13 protein-coding genes are annotated in these 19,000 nt (G+C 32.1%); all 13 read right to left on the bottom strand.

Going from position 1 to position 19,000, the window contains the following annotated elements; all coding sequences use genetic code 11:
- Positions 1-164 precede the first annotated feature (164 nt).
- The 13 genes from queA to BXU01_RS07910 all read right to left on the bottom strand — a co-directional run bounded on the left by queA (position 165) and on the right by BXU01_RS07910 (position 18,645).
- Complete coding sequence (gene queA / locus BXU01_RS07970; protein WP_065448560.1) at positions 165-1,214, bottom strand: tRNA preQ1(34) S-adenosylmethionine ribosyltransferase-isomerase QueA; 1,050 nt, start codon at positions 1,212-1,214, stop codon at positions 165-167.
- A gap of 368 nt (positions 1,215-1,582) precedes the next feature.
- Positions 1,583-2,806 carry a 3-phosphoshikimate 1-carboxyvinyltransferase gene (gene aroA / locus BXU01_RS07965; protein WP_083692669.1) on the bottom strand — a complete coding sequence of 408 codons (1,224 nt, stop codon included), beginning with the start codon at positions 2,804-2,806 and terminating at the stop codon, positions 1,583-1,585.
- 132 nt (positions 2,807-2,938) lie between these two features.
- Positions 2,939-3,265 (bottom strand): nucleotide pyrophosphohydrolase, encoded by a 327-nt coding sequence (locus BXU01_RS07960; protein ID WP_012022600.1) that lies wholly within the window; start codon positions 3,263-3,265, stop codon positions 2,939-2,941.
- 43 nt (positions 3,266-3,308) lie between these two features.
- Complete coding sequence (locus BXU01_RS07955; RefSeq protein WP_083692668.1) at positions 3,309-5,324, bottom strand: DUF3857 domain-containing protein; 2,016 nt, start codon at positions 5,322-5,324, stop codon at positions 3,309-3,311.
- 7 nt (positions 5,325-5,331) lie between these two features.
- Positions 5,332-7,239 (bottom strand): DUF3857 domain-containing protein, encoded by a 1,908-nt coding sequence (locus tag BXU01_RS07950; protein WP_083692667.1) that lies wholly within the window; start codon positions 7,237-7,239, stop codon positions 5,332-5,334.
- A 63-nt stretch (positions 7,240-7,302) separates the two neighbouring features.
- Complete coding sequence (gene dtd, locus BXU01_RS07945) at positions 7,303-7,755, bottom strand: D-aminoacyl-tRNA deacylase (RefSeq protein ID WP_083692666.1); 453 nt, start codon at positions 7,753-7,755, stop codon at positions 7,303-7,305.
- 129 nt (positions 7,756-7,884) lie between these two features.
- Positions 7,885-8,862, bottom strand: a complete 978-nt coding sequence (rsgA, locus tag BXU01_RS07940; RefSeq protein WP_083692665.1) for a ribosome small subunit-dependent GTPase A — start codon at positions 8,860-8,862, stop codon at positions 7,885-7,887.
- Positions 8,863-9,002: 140 nt separating this feature from the next.
- Positions 9,003-12,194, bottom strand: coding sequence for a VIT domain-containing protein (locus BXU01_RS07935; RefSeq protein ID WP_083692664.1), 3,192 nt, complete (start codon positions 12,192-12,194; stop codon positions 9,003-9,005).
- A 491-nt stretch (positions 12,195-12,685) separates the two neighbouring features.
- Positions 12,686-14,338, bottom strand: coding sequence for a hypothetical protein (locus BXU01_RS07930; RefSeq protein WP_123773980.1), 1,653 nt, complete (start codon positions 14,336-14,338; stop codon positions 12,686-12,688).
- Between the two features lie 120 nt (positions 14,339-14,458).
- A complete protein-coding gene (locus tag BXU01_RS07925; RefSeq protein ID WP_083692662.1) occupies positions 14,459-15,541 on the bottom strand; it encodes a bifunctional 3-deoxy-7-phosphoheptulonate synthase/chorismate mutase type II in 1,083 nt (360 codons plus the stop codon).
- 19 nt (positions 15,542-15,560) lie between these two features.
- A complete protein-coding gene (locus BXU01_RS07920; protein WP_083692661.1) occupies positions 15,561-16,418 on the bottom strand; it encodes a prephenate dehydrogenase in 858 nt (285 codons plus the stop codon).
- A gap of 162 nt (positions 16,419-16,580) precedes the next feature.
- Positions 16,581-17,726, bottom strand: coding sequence for a pyridoxal phosphate-dependent aminotransferase (locus BXU01_RS07915; RefSeq protein ID WP_083692660.1), 1,146 nt, complete (start codon positions 17,724-17,726; stop codon positions 16,581-16,583).
- 79 nt (positions 17,727-17,805) lie between these two features.
- The gene (locus BXU01_RS07910; protein WP_083692659.1) at positions 17,806-18,645 is read right to left on the bottom strand and encodes a prephenate dehydratase; all 840 of its coding nucleotides are present in this window, start codon (positions 18,643-18,645) and stop codon (positions 17,806-17,808) included.
- Positions 18,646-19,000 lie beyond the last annotated feature (355 nt).

The following is a 19,000-nucleotide window of genomic DNA, read 5'->3' as shown; positions in this document are numbered from 1 at the left end:
GTTTTGAATCGTAAAAATAGGAAATGTTTCTTTTGTTTCAAGTTTCAGGTTTCAAGTTTAACGTTCTGCAAAACTTGAACCTGAACAAAAAAAACTTGAAACCAGTTTTAAATAAAAAAAACCCGCCATTGCTGACAGGTTTTATATTTATTTTAAATATCTAATTAGATAATTAACATTGCATCTCCGTAAGAATAGAATTTATATTCTTCTTTGATTGCTTCGTCGTATGCTCTTTTCATTAAATCATGTCCACAGAAAGCAGAAATCATCATTAATAATGTTGATTTTGGTGTGTGGAAATTTGTAATCATACAGTTTGCAATACTAAAATCATGAGGAGGGAAAATAAATTTATTTGTCCATCCTTCGTAAGGATTCAAAGTATTTTGTGATGAAACTGAACTTTCAATCGCACGCATAGAAGTTGTTCCAACAGCACAGATACGTTTTTTCTTTGCTTTTGCTTCGTTTACAATATCACAAGCTTCTTGTTTGATGATCAATTCTTCAGAATCCATTTTGTGTTTAGATAAATCTTCAACCTCAACCGGGTTAAAAGTTCCTAAACCAACGTGTAACGTTACTTCAGCAAAATTGATTCCTTTAATTTCTAATTTTTTCAAAAGGTGTTTTGAGAAGTGTAATCCTGCAGTTGGCGCAGCTACAGCTCCTTCTTCTTTTGCATAGATAGTTTGGTATCTTTCAGCATCTTCAGCTGTTACTTCTCTACTGATATATTTAGGAATTGGAGTTTCTCCAAGTTCTGTCAATTTGTTTCTGAATTCTTCATAAGATCCATCGTATAAGAAACGTAAAGTTCTACCACGAGAAGTTGTATTGTCGATTACCTCAGCAACTAACGAATCGTCATCACCAAAATAAAGTTTGTTACCAATACGGATTTTTCTAGCCGGATCAACTAAAACGTCCCAAAGACGTTGCTCTGAATTTAATTCTCTTAATAAGAAAACTTCAATTCTTGCTCCTGTTTTTTCTTTGTTTCCGTACAAACGTGCAGGGAAAACTTTAGTATTGTTAAGAATCAAAACGTCTCCGTCATCAAAATAATTGATAACATCTTTAAACATTTTGTGCTCTATAGTTTGTTTTTGACGATCGATTACCATTAAACGAGATTCGTCTCTGTTTTCTGCCGGGAATTCTGCTAAAAGTTCTTTCGGTAAATTAAATTGAAAATGTGATAATTTCATTTGAGAAAGTTATGAGTTATAGATTTTCGATCAGGATTATTTGAAGACCTGATTTTTAATCGTGTGCAAATATACGACTGTGAGATAGGCGTTGTCAAGTGTTTTGATGTTTATTTTCAAAAGTCGTTGATTTAGTGGTGTTTTGGTGACATAAAAAAATGGGATTTCACCATATAAGTGATATAAGTTCATTTAATTTGGATTCTTAAAAAAATTGTTGATGTTTATATTTGACTAAAGTCGAAAAAATATCAACAAAAAACCCCTAGTTAAAACTAGGGGCTATGTTTTTTCGCCACGAATTCACGAATTATTTTTTAAGCATCACCATTAAATTAATTCGTGAATTCGTGGCGATTATTTTATTTCTACAATTCTGAAATTTTGAAACTTAAAGCTTTTAAATCATTCCAGAAATCAGGATATGATTTAGAAACTACTTCGGCATCTTCTATAATAATTGGCACTTTTAAAGCTAAAGGCGCAAATGCCATTGCCATACGGTGATCATTATAAGTTCCGATTTTCACATTATGATTAATATTTTCTGAAGCTATTAAAGTCAGACTATCATTGGTAACGGAAATGTTTGCTCCTAATTTTGTCAACTCAATTCTAAGCGCTTCAAGTCTATCCGTTTCTTTAATTTTCAACGTATGAAGACCTGTTAAATGACAACCGATTCCTAAACCTAAACAAGTCACAACAATTGTTTGTGCAATATCAGGCGTATTGTTTAATTCAAAATTTACTGTTTCGTATTTAAAATTTTCTTGTTTTACCAAAGTCATTTTATTGTCCTGAAACGTAGTCTGAACTCCTAGTTTCTCATAAAGTGAAACCAATTCAGAATCTCCTTGCAAACTATTTTCTTTATAACTGCTTAAAGTAATTGAAGCTGTATCTGCCAAAGCTACTAAACTAAAAAAGTAAGATGCTGAACTCCAATCTGATTCTACAACCATTTCTTTAGTTGCAACTTCCGCTTTTGGAAAAACTTTAATCACGTTTCCTTCAAAACTGGTTTGAATATCTAAATCTTTTAGCAAAGCCAATGTCATTTTGATATACGGAATCGAAGTAATTTCTCCTTCTAAAGTAAGCTCTAAACCATTTTCTAATTTTGAAGCGACTAATAAAAGTGCCGAAATATACTGACTGCTTACATTTGCTGCCAAAGTAACTTTTGAAGCAGTTACTTTTTTTCCTTTAATTCTAATGGGCGGATAACCTTCCTCTTTTTCATAAGAAATCTCAACTCCCAATTGTCCTAAAGCTTCCACTAAAATTTTTATCGGACGTTCCTGCATTCTGCTTGAACCTGTCATAACTACTTCGCGACCTTCATTTACGGCAAAATAAGCTGTTAAAAAACGCATTGCCGTTCCTGCATGATGAATGTCTACAATTTCGTCATTCCCAATCAGGGCTTTTTGCATTACTTCGCTATCATCAGAGTTTGAAGTATTAGAAAGTGTAATATTAGGAAACAATGCTTTTAATAACAATAAACGATTCGTTTCGCTTTTTGACCCTGTTACTGCAATTTGTCCTTGTAAATTATGTTGAGTTGTTTGAAGTAGTAAATTCATTTTTTAATTATAAATTGTAAATTATGAATTATGGATGATTAGAAACGTAATTCGCCACGCAATTTACCACTCCACATTCATAATTCAAAATTCAAAACTCATAATTCAAAACTTATGAGTGATATTTCACAATTATTTTAATTTATCGTTGTTTTTGTGACGATCTTTATCACGAACTGATTTTAAATCCATTTTTTTATCGAAAGCAGCTTGTAAATCTATTCCGGTTTGATTGGCAAGACATAAAACTACAAAAACAACATCGGCTAATTCTTCACCTAAATCTTTATTTTTATCACTTTCTTTTTCTGATTGTTCGCCATATCTGCGCGCAATAATTCTGGCAACTTCTCCTACTTCTTCTGTAAGTTGTGCCATATTAGTAAGTTCATTAAAATAGCGAACACCATGTTCTTTTATCCAGGTATCTACATCAAGTTGTGCATTTTTCAAATCCATAATTATATTTTTTCGACAAAATTAACCCTAATCTTTAATACCTCTATATTCTTTTTAAAACAATTTTTTCTGTTTCTTTTGCAATCATACTTTTGTAATATTCTTTCAGCATTTCGTATTTATCATTAGTAACAATTGCTTCATTTATCTGATGTTGAATACTAATTTGTAACGTATTTTCTTTTGCAGCAATATTAAACTTAAAACTTCCTAAATTTTCTTCCATATTGATAACAACTGGCTGAGGCAATGTTTCTGCAGTAAATCCTTCCGGTATTTGAAGCGTAATATTGTACTTATCTGTAAACGGAAATCCAAAATCCACAGGATATTCTCTAACTTCTTGTTTAAAAGGATTTTTTTCATTTGTAAAGAACAACATTGGACTTACATATATTTTACCACCAATAACTTCACACAAATTATTTCCTGTAAACGAATATGTTTCTATCGTAGGCAATAACAACTCTTTTTCATTTGTTCTTGAATAGTCACTTATCTCTATTTTATTATTCTGATTTTCCAGTTTTTCTAAATACTCATCTTCTTTTAAACCAGCAATTTTATCTCTGGTAATCATAGCATTATAATCCGTGCATTGTCTTCTGGTTTTCCCAGTTACTTTGCCTTCAGGATCGATACTATAATTCATAAAAACAATATCGCTTGAAGCTTTTTTAGGCATTAAATCCACTTCTTCAGAACTTCCGTCTTTTCTAATCAGTCTTCCTGACCAGTTCAAAGCTCTAAAGGGTAAAACATTTGGGGTTGAAAATTTATCAGAAGCGTCTAGTAAAATATTTCCGTTTGGAGTTTCAACTGCGGCAATCACATAGTTAAAAGCAGTTCTGTTTGGAAAAATAGAAATTCCGTTTGAACGTGTGCTTACTAAAACCGGATTTGCTGTTAAACCCGCATAACGCAACATTGCAGTTAGCATTAAATTAATGTCGGCAATATTTCCTGTTTTTTCCTTGTATGCTTTTTTAACACCATTATCACAGCTATATCCTGTGTAGTCATTCCATTTTACACTCGATTTTACATGATTTAAAATAACCAATATTTTTTCATCAACTGTATTTTTACCATCTAATATTTTCTTTAAATCCTCTTCAAAATAACCTGTTTTATTTAATTCCGGTCCAAAATCATCATAATTATAAATTGTTGTTACAACTGAGTTCCAATCTGTAGAATATGGCTTTATAGGTTCATTCGGAAATTTAACCATCGACAATTCATGCTGAACACTTGAAGTATAATTTTCAATATTATTGACATAATCCTCCTCTTTCATAGCTGGAAAATCTGTAGCTATATATGTAGTTTGGGTTTCTGTATAATCTAATTTATCTTGTGTAAAATTAGTTTTTTGACCTGTCATGGTTCCAACCCGTTCTTTACTATTAAAAATAATGGATTTTGAATTTTTCTGTGATGTAATTTTAGGATAAACAAATCCTTTCTGTCTGGAATTAAAAACGTAATACTCTGGCACAAATGTTACAAACTCTGAATAATTTACAGGAATACCGGTCTGAAAATTCCATTCTCTAATCATTCTATCGCTAGGACTTCTAACCTGATAACTAAATTCAATAACAGATCCTTCTTTAACATTAGGCATTGTTATTTTTTTTTGTCCTCTAAATTTATTTAAGATTTCATCAAAAGAACCATCGCTCTTTAATTTCGTTTTTTCGATTTTACCATTTACCAAATTATAAGTAACTGCATCAGAAAAACTTACTTTTTCTTTAAATCCATTCTGATTATAATACCAAACATTTTGATTGGCCCAATTGTAACCTTCTTTTTTATAAATCTTAATTCTTGTTTCTACTTCTGTAACAGTAATAAAACCGTCAACAACATCATATTCAATTCTGGTTTTACCTTTTTTATACAAAATTGCCGCTGCAGCCGATGAATCTTTAGGATGCACTTTTTGCTCTAATTCAGCAATAGATACTTTTCCTAATTTAAATTCTTGCGCTGACACATTTGTAATAAGCAACAATAGAATTGAAAGACTAAAAAGTTTGATAATTTTCATTTTTTGATTAGTTCTTGGTTAATATAATTTTGGCATTATCGTTTCTTGAAATCTGCTCCATAAAAAGTCGATATTCATCATATTCTTTACTGGAATACTTTCCTTTATTTAAAAACATAGAGCGTTTATAAGTCAGTTTATTATTTTCTTTTTTGATTATTTCGGTTTTATATTCCCCGTACTTTCCTTTTAATTCAAAGTTTGAAGGCAAAAACTCAATTGTAAAACCAGCAGGGAAATTAATCTCGATTTCATCTGTATCTAAATAGCCACGCTGAATTTGAAATGGATTTTTTCTGTTTCGGATTCTTTTAATATTAGCAGCACTTTGATTGAAAGCATCAACCGTAAAAATCATTTTATTGGCAGAAATTGTAGCATAATTTATTGCGCTAAGCTGAATATCTTCTATAAAACGAACATTTTCTTTGTTATTGCTAAAGGTTATTTTACCCAATTTTAAATTATTGATATTATCCCAATATTCTTTATAATGCGATTCTTTTTCTGTTGGCTGCAGCGTTTCGATTCTGGCTTTCGAGCTATATTGAGAACCTTCTGAAGTGATTGCAATTGAGCCTGAAAAATTACCATTTTCGTCTATTGTATAAGTTCCTTTATCTGTTTGTGTGTTTCCAAAATCTTCATATACTTTGGTTCTCACAATTTCTCCGCCTTCGGGTTTAATGATTAAAACATCACGATCGTCTGTAAAAGTTCCCTGATATCCAAAAGGATCATCCTGACTTGTACATTCTAACCAGATATAATCATTACCGTTTGGAATAGACAGAATCATGTGATTTCCCTGCATCGAAACAAAATCTGATTCTATGTTTGTTTTATAACTGTCTCCATATAAAACGGTATTATACGAAGGAACATCGACTGCTTTCAAAAGTGCTTTTGTATAATTTGTCAAAGCTTTACAATCTCCATAACCCAAACGATCTACATCTGTAGCTAACATTGGTTTCCAGCCACCAATACCAACCTGAATACTCACATATCTGGACTTTTTTTGTACAAAATCATAAACTAGTTTTGCTTTTTTAACGGGATCTTTTTCATCTCCAACAATAGCTTTGATTTTTGTTTTTGTTTCTTCCGGTAAATCTGTTGTTCCGGCTAAGATTTTTTCTGAGTACCATTTCCCAAAATCAGTCCAATTTGTAGCTGTTCCATCAACACCTTCCAGATGAAAACGTTCTAAACCCATCATTACTTTAGGAAAAAGATCTTTGTATGACGGACTGTAATCTTCTTTTTTCTGAGCTAAAACATTTGTGGCAACATATGAAAGCTGCGTATTTGTATCTGTTATTTTCTTTACATTAAAACCGGAGAATTGAAACTCTTTCTTTTTAAAACCTAAATCTACAGGATAGATCATATTTAAAGAAGCTTTTTCTATACTGGTATAAAAATCCCTTAAAGGCATCCAACCTGGAATAAAAGCTGTCGATGAAGTTTGGACTTCACTACTAAATTCAATTGTAAAGGGATATAAAATTGGGGTATAATCCAGATAAACGTATCGACTGTCTGAAAAAAGTGTGCTTCCGCCAACAATACTTTGGTCTTTAAAATCTTTTCTTTTAATTCTTTTGATCTCTTTTCCAAACGCATCATAAACTATCGCTTCAATACTTTTAACAGAAGTTGATTTATCGTAAAATTCATATGCTCGTGTAGCATCAAAACCTTTTTCGTTTAAAACAGTTACTACGCGATGAGTTTTGGTATTCATATTTCGCTGCGACTGAATCGTTATATCAATTTCATCCAAACGAACAACAGCATTAGCATTTTCTTTAAGACTATCCGCAATTGCAGTTACAGCATATTCGTTTTTTTGAGCAGAAGAAATATTGATAAATAAGAAAAAAAATAACCCGAAAAAAGTAAATTTCATTAGTAAGTAATTTCGCCAAATATATATTATTTTTAGAAATCCTTAACACCCTTCTAATGATTTTTAATCTTTGTTTTTACTGTCTACTAAAATCGTTACAGGTCCGTCATTTAAGAGACTAACCTTCATATCTGCACCAAAAATTCCGGTTTGTATTTTCTTACCAAAGTCCTTTTCTAAAGATCGAACAAAATTCTCGTACATTGGGATCGCAAAGTCTGGTTTTGCCGCTTTTATATACGATGGACGATTTCCTTTTTTTGTGGAAGCATGAAGCGTAAATTGGCTTACTACAATAATATCTCCGTCAATATCCTGAACAGAACAATTCATGACGTCATTTTCGTCTCCAAAAATTCTCATTTTTATGATTTTTCCAGCCAGCCAGTCTATATCTTCCTGAGTATCCAGATCTTCAATCCCAACTAAAATCAATAAACCTTTTTGAATATCAGCTATTATTTTTTCATCAACCGTAACTGATGCATGGGAAACTCTTTGAATTACTACTTTCATTATAATAGAAGATATTTTGGTTACTATAGATTAAAAGATTTGACGAATTTTAAATGCTAACGTTAGATGCACTGCAGTGCATCTCTACATTCAAACTTTTGTCGAAAATTTTTGATTAGGAATTAACAATTACTTTCTCAGTTCATCACTGGCTTTACGATCTTCATCATAAGAATCTGTACGATAATTTTCGTCATCACCTTCTAAAATCTTTAAGTAACTATTATAACGGGACCAGGCGATCTCGTCTCTTTCTAAAGCAGCTTTAATAGCGCAATGTGGTTCTTCTTTATGCAGGCAATTGTTAAACTTACATTGATCTTTTAATTTAAAGAATTCAGGGAAATAACCGCTGATTTCTTCTTTTTCCATATCAACAATCCCAAAACCTTTGATTCCCGGAGTATCGATAATTTTTGCATTAAAAGACAAATCATACATTTCAGCAAAAGTAGTAGTGTGCTGACCTTGTTTACTGGCCTCAGAAATAGTTTTGGTTTTAAGATGTAAAGATGGTTCCATTGCATTTACCAAAGTCGATTTTCCAACTCCTGAATGTCCGGAGAACATACTCACTTTGCCAATCATCATTTCTTTCAACTCCTCAATACCTTTCATTTCTGTAGAAGAAACACGAAGACATTTATACCCAATTTGCTGATAAACGTATTGCATATATAATTGATCTTCGAGCGTTGGTTCATCAAAAGTATCTATTTTATTAAAAACCAAAATTGTTTCAATATTATAGGCTTCAGCAGTTACTAAAAAACGATCAATAAAATTGAATGTTGTTGGCGGATTATTAATCGTAATCAATAAAAATACGCGATCAATATTTGATGCAATAATATGCATTTGATGCGATAAATTAACCGATTTACGAACGATGTAATTCTTTCTTTCATGAATATTAAAAATCGTTCCGGTCAAAGCATCAGAGGTTTCTTCGAGTTCATAATCGACAATATCGCCTACAGCAATAGGATTAGTACTTTTGATCCCTTTCATCCTAAACTTCCCTTTCATACGGCATTCTATAAAATCGCCTTTTTCTGATTTTACAGTATACCAACTTCCTGTAGATTTATATACGAGTCCTGTCATTCAAATTTTAGATTGCTGATTTTAGATTTTAGATTTTTCTGAAAAACTAAAATATATTAAAAGGCAAAATTACGTTTTTAGAATTGAACAACGCAACTTCGCCTTTTAAAATTAAAAAACAGACGCTAAAATTGACTCATTTACCAAACAATTTCGGCTAAAATTTCATTTTCTTTGATTTTTCCTAACTGAATTGTTTTTAAGGTTTTTGTGGTTTTTCCTGCTCTTGTGGTATAAATTTCTACCATAATTGTTGCAGGACCATTTTGAGTAAGTTCAGTTTCTCCAAAATAATTGGTTTTTATTTGATATTTTCCTTTAATCGCATTTCTGATTAAATATTGTTCAGGTCCATAACCTTGTGTAAAATCTTTCGAGAATCTTGCGCCGGCTTGTGTGTCTTTATGTCCATAATAACATTCTTCGCCATTTGGCTCAATAATATGTAAATCCAGATCTACATCCATCAGGTTCCAGATCATAATTATTCTGATATCAACCGGCATTTTCTCCAAATATTTTTTATCGAGTTTACCCGTTTTCAAACCTTTGTGTTCAATCGTCAAGCGGTTAATATCCATTAAAATAATATCTTCAACACCTTCATATTGTCCGCTCATTTCTCCGTAATAATTTACTTCCAATGCTTTAATCAATTGGTCAAAAGCTTCCTGATACTTCCCTGCATCTTCAAGAGCCAAAGCATAATCCCTTAAACTTTGTGGTTCATGCGCTCTCCATTTTGCAATTTGTCTTGCCGTAAACTCAGCATCATCATAAGCTTTCCATTGTCGTAAAGTATAAGTAAGTGTTTTATAAAGCTGATGATTTTCTAAACCTAAATCGGCAATATTGCTAATGATTTGCAATGCTTTTTTTACATCGCCCTGATTGTAGAAAAAATGTGCTACATCAAAATAAAAGCTTGGATTGTTTTCTTGTCCGTTTCTTAATTCTAAATACAATTCATATTGTTTGTCTTTTGGAGCTTTTGCCAACGCTTTAAGATATAATCGATCCGGATTCCAGGTTTTAGTCTGATTTTCGATTACCTGAGCATCGCCGCTTTCTATAATCAAATCTTTTTTAGAATCTTCATTCGATAAAATTTCTTTATTTAAAGATTTATCAGTCTCAATCGCTTGACTTACTTGAACTCCCGCAATTTTTCCAGCAAGTGCTTGAGATACATTAGTGTTTTTTGAAATAGTTTCAGACGAGATTGTTTGTACAGAATAGGAAACCTCAGATTTTTTAACTGTTCCATAACCAACAACGACAACTTCTTTTAACTCAGATTCTGCTTTTTTTTCTGAGGCATCTAAAGTAATTTCAGAAGCTCTTGCCGGTACCGGCGCAACAAATTTAACCTGATCAGCTACCGGACTTGATTTCGTTTCTTCGACTATAGATAATACAGGTCCTGAACCAACAGGCTCATCAATCGTAAGCACAGCATTGGCATCACCTTTTATAGTTTCAGATCCTCTGCGTAAGTTTTTCTTGGATTTTGGTAAAACTTTTGGAGCTGAATATTTCAGATCTTTTTTCCACCAATGATTTAAATCTTCAAAATAACTTTGGATACTTTCCCAGTTATTCTTTTGTTGTGCCAGATTATTATTCTGCTCCTGTTTTTTAATTCGGTCAAATTCAGTACGCAATTCTGCCGGCGGAATAATATCATAAGAAATATAATCACGAATATCTTCCAGAACAATCAACGATGTGCTTTTGGTTATGATTCCGTATTTTTTTCCTAGAAGTTCAATCTCATCAGCATTTTTAGCATATTGAAAATCAAGATTAGCTATTTTTTTCTGTGCCCAGAGTTTTTCAATATTCACATCATTTGTGTTTTGAACACTAGCATCCAGAGTTATTTTTCGCTCTAAAACAGCTTCGTTATTATAACCAAATAACAACGTAATTTCATTTTTAGGATTCAGGGAAATCCCCGAAAAACTAAAACTACCCGAAACTGAAGTGCCCTCGATTGGATACAAATCAGTTATTGTATAATTATCTTTTATTCCTAAAAATTTCAGGTTTGTATTTATCAACTTATCCAAAGCATTTTCCTGATTTATCTGGTTTAAGTTGATCAAATTACCGCCAGTTTGCATCGAAGAATAATTCAGGAAAGAAAAATCAGCAGAAACAGATGATGTAATTGTATAAATTGGCTTTTTAGTCTTTGGCAGAACATTATCACTCAAAGAAGACAATCCATCAGAAAAAAGCAAAAATTCATCATGAACTAAAAGGTTTATTTTAGAAAATCTCGTTCCTCCATCATATTTGGTATTCTCTAAAACAGCTCTTAATGCTATCCAGTTTCCATTAGTAATTATATATTCATTTTGTTTTTCAAAAGTATAATTCAAAAAGTACAAAGTGACTTTAGTGTTTTTTATTTTTTGGAAGTAAGCATCAAGCAAAGCCAGCTCTTTTTTCAAATCACGTGTTTTACAACTCAACGAATTGTCCCAAATCAAGCCAATTGAAACTGGTATTTTTTTGGTAATTTTATTTCCTTCGATAAAAGTGTTTCCATAAAAATAATGCTGACCCCCAACATTCTGCATAATTACACTTGGAATATTCTGCTGAATTGGAATTTTAAAAACTAATTTTTCAGATGGCTGATAGTTTTCTTTTTTTATGGAAGTCTGAAAAGATTGATTCCATTTTGAAAAAGCAATTTCATTACCCGAATTTTCAGCAATAGTTGGTGATGTCGCAGTTCCTAAAACCGAAACATTTATTTCAAACAGATCCAGCTTTTTAGGATAACGACTCACTAGTTGATACGCCAAATTATCTTTATCAAGTGCCGAAAGCTCTTCTTCATACCCTATAATTACAGTTCGTTCTCCGTTTGGCATCAACGGATAAATTCTGGTTCTGAAATTATTTCCATCTACTTTTTCTAACAATCCCGGATCAACACGACGATGTTCGATTGCTTCAAAAACCTGTTTTCCTTTATTTTTATTTACGGGAACTGCTTCTCGCATTTTACCATTAATATCAATAGCATACCTTGAAACCGAAACATTTTCAGGTAACGGAAAAATAAGTTCTGCTTCCATCTGGCGGGATCCTGAATTAAAAAAATGCATTTCGGCAGTTGTATAAGCAATATTACCAACCACTTTTACATTGACGATTAATTTATTCATTCTTACTTTTTCAGCATCTTCTCCTTTTACCGTAAGTTCAGGACTTTGTGCGAAAGATTTTGTTCCTAAAAACAATAACATATAAAATAACACTTTCCAATTTACTTGAAAAATTAATGGCTGAGAAAAACGTCTTTTTGATTTCATAACACGAGAGTTAAGTTTGTATATAACTATAGAGTATATAAAATCTAAAAAGGTTGGAATGGGTTATAAAAATCAAACCATATAAGTTATATAAGAAAATATTAGCCTAAGATTGAGATTAAAAGCTTTGAAAAATATTGCCCACGGTTGAAACCGCGGGCAATGCTATATAGAAAATTCTATTTAACATTAAATTTATATACTTTATAACTAAAAATCTCCAACACTTTTTTTACAAAGTGCCAGAGATTCTTAAAAAACAATCTATTTTCAAATAATGCTATAAGAAAATTTTAAAATAGTTTTAATAAAACTTAAATTAACTTATATCACTTATATGGTTTAGAAAATTATGCGTTGAAAATTTTCTCTTGGTGAACAATACTTTCCTGGTGAATTACTTTAAACATTTTCGTAAAAAACCATTAACGTACAAAATAGATATTTACAAAAAAGATTATGAAATATAATTCACAACCTTTTTATTTCATTTATTTCTCTAACAATAATCGTCCAAGTTTATCTTGTTTTTTTCTGGAAGAATACAAAATTAACTCACTTTCATTTTTTCTGTAATAAACACCTGGTCGAAGTACTAATTCATTTTTAATGGCCTCATCAGGATCCTTTCTTGTGATTAATCCGTTTTCATCAAATATAAAAAGAGACGGAACTGCATTATTGTAATTGCCAAGTGCTTTAATTTTTTCTATATTAGTAATTCCTTTATTTTTAACATTATCATTAAAAATCACATTCAATTTCCCGTTTTTATACATTGGTATTGCTCCCAGATATTCTGGTCCTTTTCCTAAATCTATCATTGGAATCATTAAAGATGCCCCAACGGTAAAACTTCCATTACCAGCCATAGCTCCTAATGACAAAGACATTGTGGTTACAGATGCAACTTGTTCTTTTGGCAATACATTACTCCAATCTAATGAACCATCAGGTTTTAAAGAAGTTACTATAATCTCATTTTTTGTATAAGTAACAGGGGTAAATGCCAATGGTCCGAATCCTGCACTTTTGCCATAAAAAACATTCTGTAATTCTGAAAGAACAATTAAACCTCCATCATTTCGTTCAATTATAGTTGTAATTGTATAGAGAGGTTTTACGTCTTTACCATTTTTAGCACGACGTTCTCCTATCAGCTTAACCTTTGTTTCGTAATCAAACTCCTCAAATTTTATATCAGGACTTGCTGTACTTGTCAAATCTATAGTTGCATTATAAATTCCTTTTAGATCTTTATTTCCTTTACCATTTTCACGTACACTAGAATAAAAACCAACAAGCTTTAGAGTATGTTTTACGGTAGAAATCATTTTACAATTAATAATTTCTTTTCCTGTGACATTTATATCAACAATTTCTTTTTTATAGTTATTGGCCTTTTTAAATTTATGGATCTGAAATTTTTCTATTTTTTCTTTCTTTTTTGAGTCACGATAAGATTCATTAATTACTAAAAAAACATCATTCTCAAAATTTAATTCAAAATCCGAAATATCGAATTCATAATCTTTTTTATTATCATCAAATTTTACTTTCTCGGTATTTGTAAAAAGCACATTTAGTCTGTCATCTAATAATTTTATCTCATATTGAACCGCATCTTCTTTAGAAAACAAAGAGGTATGCATAACAAGCAAAGAGTTTTCGTCTTGAGAAATTTTAAAATAAAAATCCCCTTTCTCTGATTTTTTATCTACAACAGAATTAAACAATAAAATTGATTTACCACTTAAAACCCCAGTGTCTGAAATCTCCAGACCAACCAGATTATAAGTTTTATCCTTTTTTTTATAAACACTTCCTATTGCATATAATTTTTCATTTAACAAAAATATTTCCTCAAAATCAACTTCTCTATCATCAAGCTTAGGAATAACAATCCCGTTTGAAGAAATCATTCTCATCGATTTTGATTCGAAAATTTTTAAGAAAAAATCTTCCTTTCCCGAAAGAGCTAACGCATAAATTTTATCATTTGCTTCACCGATAATTTTTATAATCTTTTGCTTGTCATCTGGTAATTCATCACCATAAGTCATATTTAGATTCTCAATTTTATTTTGTGCATGTAAATTTATAAAGCATAATGCCAGTAAAAGAAAAGCAAATGTATTTTTCATGGATCTTTTTTTAATTAATTTTAACAAGAATTTAATTGCAAAGAACGCAAAAAAATAACCTCTCGCAAATTGTAAGAGGTTATTTATTAAAAAATACTTTTAATGATAACTTTTTAAATATTATGCATTGATAACTTTTTCCTGGTGACCAATACTTTCCTGGTGAATTGCTTTGAACATTTTTAAAACAAACTCTTCAGTAAGACCTTTTTTCTCACCTTCAAGAATCATTTTTCCTAAAATTTCATTCCAACGGTTGTTTTGAAGAATCGCTACGTTTGCATCTTTTTTCACCTGACCAATTTCGTCCGCTACTTTCATACGTTTTCCTAACAAGTCTAATAAGTTAGCATCAAGTACATCGATGTTCGCTCTTAGTTTTGTCATTTTTTGAGTGTACTGATCTGTAGTATCATCCGTTTTTCTAATTGTCAAATCTTTAATGATTTGTTTCAAAGCGTCTGGAGTAACTTGTTGAGCAGCATCAGACCAAGCGTTGTCCGGATCGTAGTGCGTTTCGATAATCATACCATCGTAATTCAAATCTAAAGCCTCTTGCGTTACTTCAAAAATCATTTTACGATCTCCTGTAATGTGAGACGGGTCGATGATTAATGGTAAATCAGGAAATTTATTTTGCAATTCGATAGCAATTTGCCATTCTGGAATGTTTCTGTATTTTGTTTTTTCGTAAGTAGAAAAACCTCTGTGAATAACTCCTAATTTCTCGATTCCAGCCATGTGTAAACGCTCAACACCACCCAACCATAAAGCTAAATCAGGGTTTACAGGGTTTTTAACCAAAACAATTTTATCAGTTCCTTTCAACGTATCAGCAATTTCCTGAACTGCGAAAGGGTTTGCAGTTGTACGTGCACCAACCCATAAAACGTCGATATCATGTTCTAAAGCCAGTTTACAGTGCGCTGCAGTCGCAACTTCAGTACCCATTAACAAACCAGTTTCTTTTTTAGCTTTTTGCAACCATTTTAAACCAATTTCTCCAACACCTTCAAATCCTCCCGGACGCGTTCTTGGTTTCCAGATTCCAGCTCTGAATACACTAACTTTTGAATCTTTCAATTCGTGAGCAATTTTCAATACTTGATCTTCCGTTTCTGCACTACATGGTCCAGCTATCACAAGTGGGTGATTTAAATTGAAATCTTCTAACCACTTTCTCATTTCTTTCTTATTTTCCATCTTAATTTTTAGTTTATTTTTATTTTTTAATTGTTAATCCGTTTAATATTTCTTTGATTTTATTCGTGCTTTCCATTTCTTCAAAAATGGCATTGTAATTTTCATCTTTCAACAAATCCCTAAACCGACTGAGATTTGAAATATATTCTTCTAATGTTTCGATAACGTGTTCCTTGTTTTGCTTAAAAATCGGTGTCCACATTGCCGGAGAACTTTTTGCCAAACGAACCGTACTTTCAAATCCACTTCCCGCCATATCAAAAATATCCTGTTCATCTTTTTCTTTGTTCATTACCGTTTTCCCAAGCATAAACGAACTAATGTGCGACAAATGCGAAACGTAAGCAATGTGTTTGTCGTGCGAAGTCGGATCCATATATCGAATCCTCATTCCTATTTCGCTAAAAAGCTTTAACGCCTTTTCCTGCAATTTAAAAGTGGTTTTTTCCACTTCACAAATTATGTTTGTCTTTCCTTTAAACAAACCTCTTATCGCCGCCGAAGGTCCTGAAAACTCTGTTCCTGCTATCGGATGTGTGGCGATAAAGTTCCTTCTTTTTGGGTGACTGGCAACAGCATCACAAATTGGTTTTTTAGTCGAACCTACTTCAAAAACAATCGTTTTATCTCCAACTAAATCCAGCACTTTTGGCAAAACTACCAACGCTACATCCACCGGAACCGAAACAATTACAAAATCAGCATCAGCCAATTCCTCAAAGCTTCCTGCCTGATCGATAACACCTAAATCAATTGCTTCCTGCAAATGTTGTTCGTTACTATCGATCCCAAAAATAGTTGCATCAGGATGTTGGTCTTTGATGTCCAGCACCATCGAACCGCCTATTAACCCTATTCCTATTACGTATACTTTCATATTTATTTTTATTAGAAGCTAAGCTTCTTTATAAATTCCAAATTTTAAAATCAAAATTCCAATTGGAATGGGCTTCGACTTCGCTCAGCCTGACAAACTATACCAAAAAATCTTGATTCTTTACTCTTTGTTCTTTGTTCTTTACTCTTTTTGCTCTTGCTTCTAAAATCTATCAATCGCTTCTTGTACTTTTTCTTCTTTCACACACAACGAGAATCTGATATAACCTTCACCATTACTTCCGAAGATTGTTCCCGGTGTGATGAAAATGTGTTTCCCGTATAATATTTCGTCAATGAACTTTTCTGATGATTCAATTCCTTCCGGAAGTTTTGCCCAAACAAAAAGCCCAACTCCTTCTTTATAAACTTCGCAGCCTAATTTCTCTGCTAGTTTTTCTGTCAATTCTCTGCGGCGTCTGTAAATCTTGTTTTGATCTTCGAACCATGATTTATCGCAATTCAAAGCTGCAACTGCACCTTTCTGGATTCCGTAAAACATACCGCTATCCATGTTGCTTTTTACTTTTAAGACTGCATCGATAATTTCAGGATTTCCTAAAACCATCCCCACTCTCCAGCCTGCCATGTTAAATGTTTTACTAAGTGAATTCAATTCTAAAGCCACCTCTTTTGCGCCTTCAACCTGCAATAAACTCATTGGATTATCATTCAAAACAAAACTATATGGATTGTCGTTGATCAATAATATGTTGTGTTTTTTAGCAAAAGCAACCAATTTTTCAAATAACGCTAAACTTCCTCTCGCTCCTGTTGGCATTTGCGGATATCCCAGCCACATAATTTTTACTTTCTCCAGATCTAATTTTTCTAAAGCTTCAAAATCCGGTTCCCAGGCATTTTTTTCTTTTAGATCATAATAAACCGGAACTGCTCCAACCAAATTTGTTACCGAAGTATAAGTCGGATAACCCGGATTCGGAATCAAAACGTGATCCCCTTCATTCAAAAAAGCTAACGAAATGTGCATAATTCCTTCTTTCGATCCCATCAAAGGCAAAATCTCATTATTCGGATTTAATTCAACACCAAACTGATTCTGATAAAAATCTGCCATCCCTTTTCTCAATTCCGGTAATCCCTGATAGCTCTGATAACCATGTCCGTTTTCATCTTGAATTGCTGCGGCAACCGCTTCAATTACTGCTTTCGACGGACTCAAATCAGGGCTTCCAATTCCCATATTGATGATAGATTTTCCTTCAGACTGCAGTTGACGAACTTCTCTCAATTTTGATGAGAAGTAGTATTCTTCAACTGTATCTAATCTTTTTGCTGTTGTAATCATTTTTTTTCTGCTTTAGGCTTTAAGCTGTATGCTTTAGGCTCTTTTTATTTTGGACTTTTTGACTTTCGGCTTTCTAACTTTAAGACTGACTTAAAGGTTTGGTATTTTTATATTCTCCCAATATCTTAAAATATTCTGCCATTATGTTTAATAACGTTTTGGCTTTTGCAAAATCTTCGTATTTCTCGAATGTCACGTCTACGAAAAATGAATATTTCCAAGGAGTTTCAATTTTTGGCAGCGATTGAATTTTTGTCAAATTCAGTTTGCAATCACTCATTACATTCAAAACCGCTGCTAAACTTCCTCTTTTATGATCTAGTTCAAATTTGATCGAAGCTCTGTTGATTTCGTTTTCCGGCAAAAATGAATTTTGCTTTTTGATAATCACAAAACGAGTCATATTATTTTTTATCGTTTGAATTTCCGGAGCGATAATTTCAAGATCATACATTTCCGAAGCTACTTTACTTGCAATTGCTGCAATTCCGGTTAGTTGTTTTTCCTGAATTCTTCTTGCTGTTTCAGCGGTATCTTTGTCTTCAACCAACTTAATGTTCGGATATTGTTTTAAGAAATCCATACATTGCAAAATTGCCATTGGATGCGAATGAACTTCTTTTATATCCTCAATTTTCTGACCTTTTAAAGTCATTAAATTTTGGTGAATGCTTAAATAATGTTCTCCAATTATGTGTAAATTGTTCTTATCAATCAAAGCATAATTTGGAATAATTGGCCCTGCAATCGAATTTTCTATTGCCATAACCGCCTGATCAGATTTTCCTGAAAGCAGGCTGTCAACCAATTCTTCAAAAGACAAACACTCATCAATAGCCACATTTTCAGAGAAATACTCTTTCACAACCTGATGATGAAAAGAACCTTTAATACCTTGTATTGCAATTTTAGTTGTCATATATTCAAAAAAAAATCCTGATTTTCATCAGGATTGTATATTAGTTTTATTTGTCTTTTTTAATTTTCTCAAATAACCATAGCACAATCCTCACTTCTACTAAAGAAGAAATAAAAAGAGTTGCTAAAATAAAAACGGTTATTAGACATTTTGTTTGTGTTTTTCAATAAATTCTCTGCGAATGTATAAATTATTTTCACCTCACCAAAACAAATAATGCATTTTATGAAACAAAAAAGGATTTCTTAACAAATTTATCAAGTTTTGTATGATAATATAAAAAAACAGGCTTAAAATGAGATTTAGGTAATTGTTTTTTTCTAAGATACTAAGGTTCTGAGTTGCTAAGATGCTG

The sequence above is a fragment of the [Flexibacter] sp. ATCC 35103 genome, assembly GCF_001975985.1.
Lineage (GTDB): Bacteria > Bacteroidota > Bacteroidia > Flavobacteriales > Flavobacteriaceae > Flavobacterium.
Note: the sequence above shows the minus strand (reverse complement) of the source record. Positions and strands in the feature narration are given on the sequence as shown.

Coding starts and splice junctions, on each gene's coding strand:
- BXU01_RS07960 (WP_012022600.1), bottom strand. CDS start 3,265: ATGGATTTGAAAAATGCACAACTTGATGTAGATACCTGGATAAAAGAA.
- dtd (WP_083692666.1), bottom strand. CDS start 7,755: ATGAAAGTAGTAATTCAAAGAGTTTCCCATGCATCAGTTACGGTTGAT.
- BXU01_RS07920 (WP_083692661.1), bottom strand. CDS start 16,418: ATGAAAGTATACGTAATAGGAATAGGGTTAATAGGCGGTTCGATGGTG.
- rsgA (WP_083692665.1), bottom strand. CDS start 8,862: ATGACAGGACTCGTATATAAATCTACAGGAAGTTGGTATACTGTAAAA.
- BXU01_RS07925 (WP_083692662.1), bottom strand. CDS start 15,541: ATGGAAAATAAGAAAGAAATGAGAAAGTGGTTAGAAGATTTCAATTTA.
- queA (WP_065448560.1), bottom strand. CDS start 1,214: ATGAAATTATCACATTTTCAATTTAATTTACCGAAAGAACTTTTAGCA.
- BXU01_RS07950 (WP_083692667.1), bottom strand. CDS start 7,239: ATGAAATTTACTTTTTTCGGGTTATTTTTTTTCTTATTTATCAATATT.
- BXU01_RS07955 (WP_083692668.1), bottom strand. CDS start 5,324: ATGAAAATTATCAAACTTTTTAGTCTTTCAATTCTATTGTTGCTTATT.
- aroA (WP_083692669.1), bottom strand. CDS start 2,806: ATGAATTTACTACTTCAAACAACTCAACATAATTTACAAGGACAAATT.
- BXU01_RS07910 (WP_083692659.1), bottom strand. CDS start 18,645: ATGACAACTAAAATTGCAATACAAGGTATTAAAGGTTCTTTTCATCAT.
- BXU01_RS07930 (WP_123773980.1), bottom strand. CDS start 14,338: ATGAAAAATACATTTGCTTTTCTTTTACTGGCATTATGCTTTATAAAT.
- BXU01_RS07935 (WP_083692664.1), bottom strand. CDS start 12,194: ATGAAATCAAAAAGACGTTTTTCTCAGCCATTAATTTTTCAAGTAAAT.
- BXU01_RS07915 (WP_083692660.1), bottom strand. CDS start 17,726: ATGATTACAACAGCAAAAAGATTAGATACAGTTGAAGAATACTACTTC.